This window comes from Fusibacter sp. (genome assembly GCF_057447755.1).
The window spans coordinates 1-4603 of the sequence record NZ_JBVBZF010000283.1 but is presented as its reverse complement, the minus strand read 5'-3'; the positions used below and the strand labels follow the sequence as shown (position 1 = coordinate 4603).

Below are 4603 nucleotides of genomic sequence, written 5' to 3'. Positions count from 1 at the left end.
ATAATCTAATTCATATTGATAATCTAATTCATACTTATAATCTAATTCTTATATTACTCTAATTGTTCAATACTTGTTTTTAGATTAAATAAGGTGGTGGTCAGCGCTTCCTTAGCACTCAAATCAAGTCCTGAGAATTGCTTTTCCAAAAATTCAATATGCTTTGGAAATATCTCCGAAATTAGGTCCTTGCCTTTTTCAGTTAAACTAATATATATTTTTCTCTTATCCTCTAAGCATTTCTCTCTTGTAACATACTCTTTTTGGATAAGTTGATTGATAATATATGTCATAGTGCCACTTGTAACGAGGACTTTATTGGCTATAACTTGTACTGGCTGTCTTCCCTTATGATGAAGAAATTCTAAAACGCCAAACTCACTAATGGACAGTCCATATTCTTTGAGACTTTTTTCTATGTTGCCAAAGATAGTGTTATGAAGACGTGCAATTGAAATTAATAGTTTAAGGTCAATATTAGACATTCCATCCTCCTTTTATATCTTGAATTCAAGATAATTATACCACAGATATATCTTGAATTCAAGATATATTAAGTTAATCAAATTCAACGCTAACAAACCAGCCTCCATGTAGATAAAAATTCATGCTGAATGTCAATGTAAATCGGCTTAGAGTGATGGATTGTCGTTTCATTTGGGTACTAATATAATAATTTAACGTCAAAACCTTGTTTTGCCGCATCTAACCGCTTTTCGCAAGTTGGTGATTCTTTCTCAAAGCTGGATGAGAACTAATGATATATAACAACATTTGAGCCATCTTCGATGTCTCAAACCAATTTTCGCTGATGATGTTTGAGGCTGAAGTCTCCTCATCACAGCTTTTGGCTCAAATTTTGTAGTATACAATTATTTCTGCTCTTTTCAATAGGCAGATTATAAATTGCCGTATTTAACTTAAATAAACGTATTTTTATTTACTGAAGTAGACTAATAAAAGGAGGATAACAATATGACCAAATATGTTGATGGATTTGTTCTTGTAGTGCCTGTTGGCAAGGAAGATGAATACGAGAAAATGGCGATCGAAGGGCGCGATGCATGGATGAAACATGGCGCACTTGAATATTATGAATGTCGAGGAGAAGATCTTAAACCGCAGGAAATGGGAGATGAAAAATCACGTTCTTTTCCAGAACTTGCAGGGGCAAATACCAATGAAAATGTCTGGTTTTCATTTATTGTCTTTAAGTCAAAGGAACACAGAGATGAGGTCAATGCAAAAGTATTTGCTGAAATGAGTGAAAAATACAAGGATCTAACCGACATACAAATGCCAGTTGATATGACAAAAATGGCATATGGCGGATTTGAAGTCATCGTTGAGGGCTCAAAGAGAAAAGAATAGTTTTACCCTTGTGTCTCAATAATTTCTTATCATTATGACTTTTCATTCTCAAATATATAGGCAAGTATTTCCACATTAAAAAAGAGTTGTTGCAATCTAAGAAATTAGATGACAACAGCTCCTTCTTATATTGTATATGCCGAACATAAAAGCCAACATGTTTATCTTAAAAATAAATTGTTCTTCAATCTTTTTTAATCTTTGTCAGATATATACTACCAATCATTATCAGTATTCCAACTATGATTGAACTAAAATTTGTAAACAAATGGACTGGTTGTGTAATAAGATTAACGATCTTAGGGTCATCAATTAATATCAATCCCGCAAATAATGAAGCAGAAACCAAAACCGGAATGAGTATTAAAATACGCTTTGCACCATGCCATTGATATCTAGTTGAACGCTGAATGACTATAATCAACCAAGGTACACAGATATATGAAATTATGAAATACGTAATCAATAATCCGAAATCAAAGGTTTCTGACTCAAGTGTTTTCATTAATATTTCACCGGTTCGTATTACTTCATAAGCTTTAATCAGTAATAAATATCCAATAAAAAGGGTTGTTGAATGGCCAAGCAATCCCCAAAACAAATCTGATTTTCCAGTCTCATCGACAAACCCTTTAACAAATGTGTCAATATCTTTCCCAATCACATCCTCAACACTTCTTCCCTCAATATATGAATGTTCAAAGATCTCAAGAATCATGTTCATTATTTCTTCTTTATCACCTCTTAACATTCCATAGGTACCAAGTAATTCATGAATATTGAAATAAACAGATTGATAACCAGTTGGCAAATTATTAATACGTCTTTCGATACGCTTTACTTGTTTAGAAGATAATAGAACACCTAAAAGTGCCATTACAATTAATATAGGGAAAAATATAGCTAATGTTCCACGTGCCTCTATCTTATAAATATAAAGTATGATAGACATTATAATTAAAAGTACTGTTAATCCTATAGCGATTAACAATTTGTTTTTACCTTGATAATTCATTCCATGCACCACCTTTCAAAGTTTTATCAACTGCACTTGATATTTCACCCCATAGTTGCTTAAAAGACTCTAAATATAACTCACCTTCTTGTGTAATTCTAAAATATTTTCTACTCGGTCCTAATGGTGAGTCTTTTTTTTCAGAATCTACAAGTCCTTTTTTTTCAAGACGGATTAATACAGGATAAACGCTTCCTTCATTTAAATCATTAAGTCCTACTTTGTTTAACACACTTGTGATTTCGTAGCCATATGTTTCACCTTGAGAAATAATCTTCAAAATGCAACCCTCCAAAAGCCCTTTTAGTAATTGTGCCTTATCAAACAAAAAATCACCTCCACTTAGCTATTCTACAATACAGAGTAGCTTAACTTAATTATATGCTTACTACTATACATTGTCAAGTAGTGCCTTTTCAATTTATAATCCCAAAGATACTTAAAAATTAAATTATTTGCACGTATCTATCACTTAGGGTTCGACTCCCCTCGTCTCCACCATATAAGGGTTCTCTATCTTACATTTTTACATATCTTGGTTCTTACACGGGGAGTCGAGCAGCCACCCTTGGTGTCTGCGTCTCTCGCTTTGCTCGAGCTCCGCTTCAAAAATCGTTTACGATTTTTTCGCTTTACCCTCTCGGGCTTCTCTATCTTACATTCTTACATATCTTGGTTCTTACACGGGGAGTCGAGCAGCCACCTTTGGTGTCTGCATCTCTCGCTTTGCTCGAGTTCCGCTTCAAAATCGTATACGTTTTTTTCGCTTCACCCTCTCGGGCTTCGACTCCCTTTCTCTAACACTAAAAAAGACAATAGGATTTGATCCTATTGTCTTTTTTAATTGGTGGAGCCGAGGGGAGTCGAACCCCTGTCCAAAAACAAGTTCCCACCGCTTTCTCCGAGCGCAGTCGCTTCATAAAATTCGCTCACAAGCGCGTTTAACGACACACATGCCCATGAACTATTCCTATTATACTACCATACTAAATTAGAAAAGCATCCAGTACAGAGACCCCAGCAGGGTTTAGGTCAGCATCCTAGGCGGCTGAGATAAGGCCTAGGGGTGACGCTGCAATTAAGCAGCTAGTGCAAAATTTTCGTTTGCGATTATATTTAAGTAGTCCAGTTCGTTAACGTGTACCCCAGACCAAGAAACACGGCTCGCTTACAATGGTGCATCATCCCTGTCGAAACCAGTACGGCCCCATGAAAGGGTTGCTTAGAGTTTGTATATACAAGCCATCGATTGTTATCGCTTATTGATTATACGCCTTCATAGCCTTTTGAATCTTTCGATCAGCATCCTTCTTCGCCAAGGTATCGCGTTTGTCGTACAGTTTCTTTCCTTTAGCCACAGCAATCTCAATTTTTACAAGACCTCTAGGATTGATATAAAGTCTAAGAGGTACAAGCGTATAGCCATCTCTCGTCTTAAGAGCTTCCATTTTAACGATTTCACGCTTATGAAGTAAAAGGCGTCTCGTTCTGAGGGGATCTCTGTTGAACTGGTTTCCGTGATCATAAGGTGTTATGTTCATCCCAACGATAAACATTTCACCGTTTTTAATCTCGGCATAGGCTTCCTTGATGCTTGCTTTACCACTTCTAATGGATTTTACTTCTGTACCGAAAAGCTCAATGCCCGCTTCATAGGTATCTTCAATGAAGTAGTCATGTCTTGCTTTTTTGTTGTTTGATATGAGTTTAAATTCAGCCATGGGCTACCTCCTTTCACATACATATGTTCCGTTTGCTTTATCGAACTTTTTTATTTTAACATAAAGAGCTTATACTTTCAATTGGTGTGGCCTTTTAGTAATCTTAATTTAACAATGGCTTCACAAACCGTTAAAATCAAGGCATTAAATTTTAATCGCAAAATCTATCATATTGTCCTATTAAAAAATCCAAATCACAATTTCAATGCATCAGATCTTGAGCCATCAATAACCATACTCGCCCTTAAGTAAAATTACCTCAATCCTATTAGGATCAAATTGCCCCTCTAAAATTGTCATATAATTGCAGATGCGATCCGCTGACCTACAATCCACACATTTCCCAGTAATCGCACAAGGTGTCTTCTTATTTAGTCTTACTGCGTCCTTGGGTGCGGCATACTGTCTTACTCGTAAAACCGCAGCCTCATCCGAATCACAGATTTTATTAGTACCACAAATGAGAAAGACCTTACCCGGACCGTAGATAATTGGT

Annotated in this window: 6 protein-coding genes and 1 other RNA gene; 1 reads left to right on the top strand and 6 read right to left on the bottom strand. The window is 35.8% G+C overall.

From position 1 onward, the window contains the following. Positions 1-53: 53 nt before the first annotated feature. Positions 54-485: a MarR family winged helix-turn-helix transcriptional regulator gene (locus AC220I_RS18545; protein WP_486725351.1), complete on the bottom strand. Its 432-nt coding sequence runs from the start codon at positions 483-485 to the stop codon at positions 54-56. Between the two features lie 490 nt (positions 486-975). Between AC220I_RS18545 and AC220I_RS18540 the strand changes: the two genes are divergently transcribed. Beyond that, positions 976-1371 carry a DUF1428 domain-containing protein gene (locus AC220I_RS18540; RefSeq protein ID WP_486725350.1) on the top strand — a complete coding sequence of 132 codons (396 nt, stop codon included), beginning with the start codon at positions 976-978 and terminating at the stop codon, positions 1369-1371. A 184-nt stretch (positions 1372-1555) separates the two neighbouring features. On the opposite strand, the gene AC220I_RS18535 is transcribed toward AC220I_RS18540, so the two are convergent. The 5 genes from AC220I_RS18535 to AC220I_RS18515 form a co-directional block, all read right to left on the bottom strand. Next, positions 1556-2386, bottom strand: coding sequence for a DUF1048 domain-containing protein (locus AC220I_RS18535; protein WP_486725349.1), 831 nt, complete (start codon positions 2384-2386; stop codon positions 1556-1558). Further along, complete coding sequence (locus AC220I_RS18530; protein WP_486725348.1) at positions 2370-2714, bottom strand: PadR family transcriptional regulator; 345 nt, start codon at positions 2712-2714, stop codon at positions 2370-2372. The genes AC220I_RS18535 and AC220I_RS18530 overlap by 17 nt, the downstream gene beginning before the upstream one ends. Positions 2715-3231: 517 nt before the next feature. Continuing rightward, positions 3232-3595, bottom strand: a transfer-messenger RNA (tmRNA) gene (gene ssrA / locus AC220I_RS18525). A gap of 50 nt (positions 3596-3645) precedes the next feature. After that, positions 3646-4107 carry an SsrA-binding protein SmpB gene (gene smpB, locus AC220I_RS18520; RefSeq protein WP_486725347.1) on the bottom strand — a complete coding sequence of 154 codons (462 nt, stop codon included), beginning with the start codon at positions 4105-4107 and terminating at the stop codon, positions 3646-3648. 225 nt (positions 4108-4332) lie between these two features. Further along, positions 4333-4603, bottom strand: a 271-nt coding sequence (locus AC220I_RS18515; RefSeq protein ID WP_486725346.1) for an LUD domain-containing protein, incomplete at its 5' end; no start/stop codon positions are given.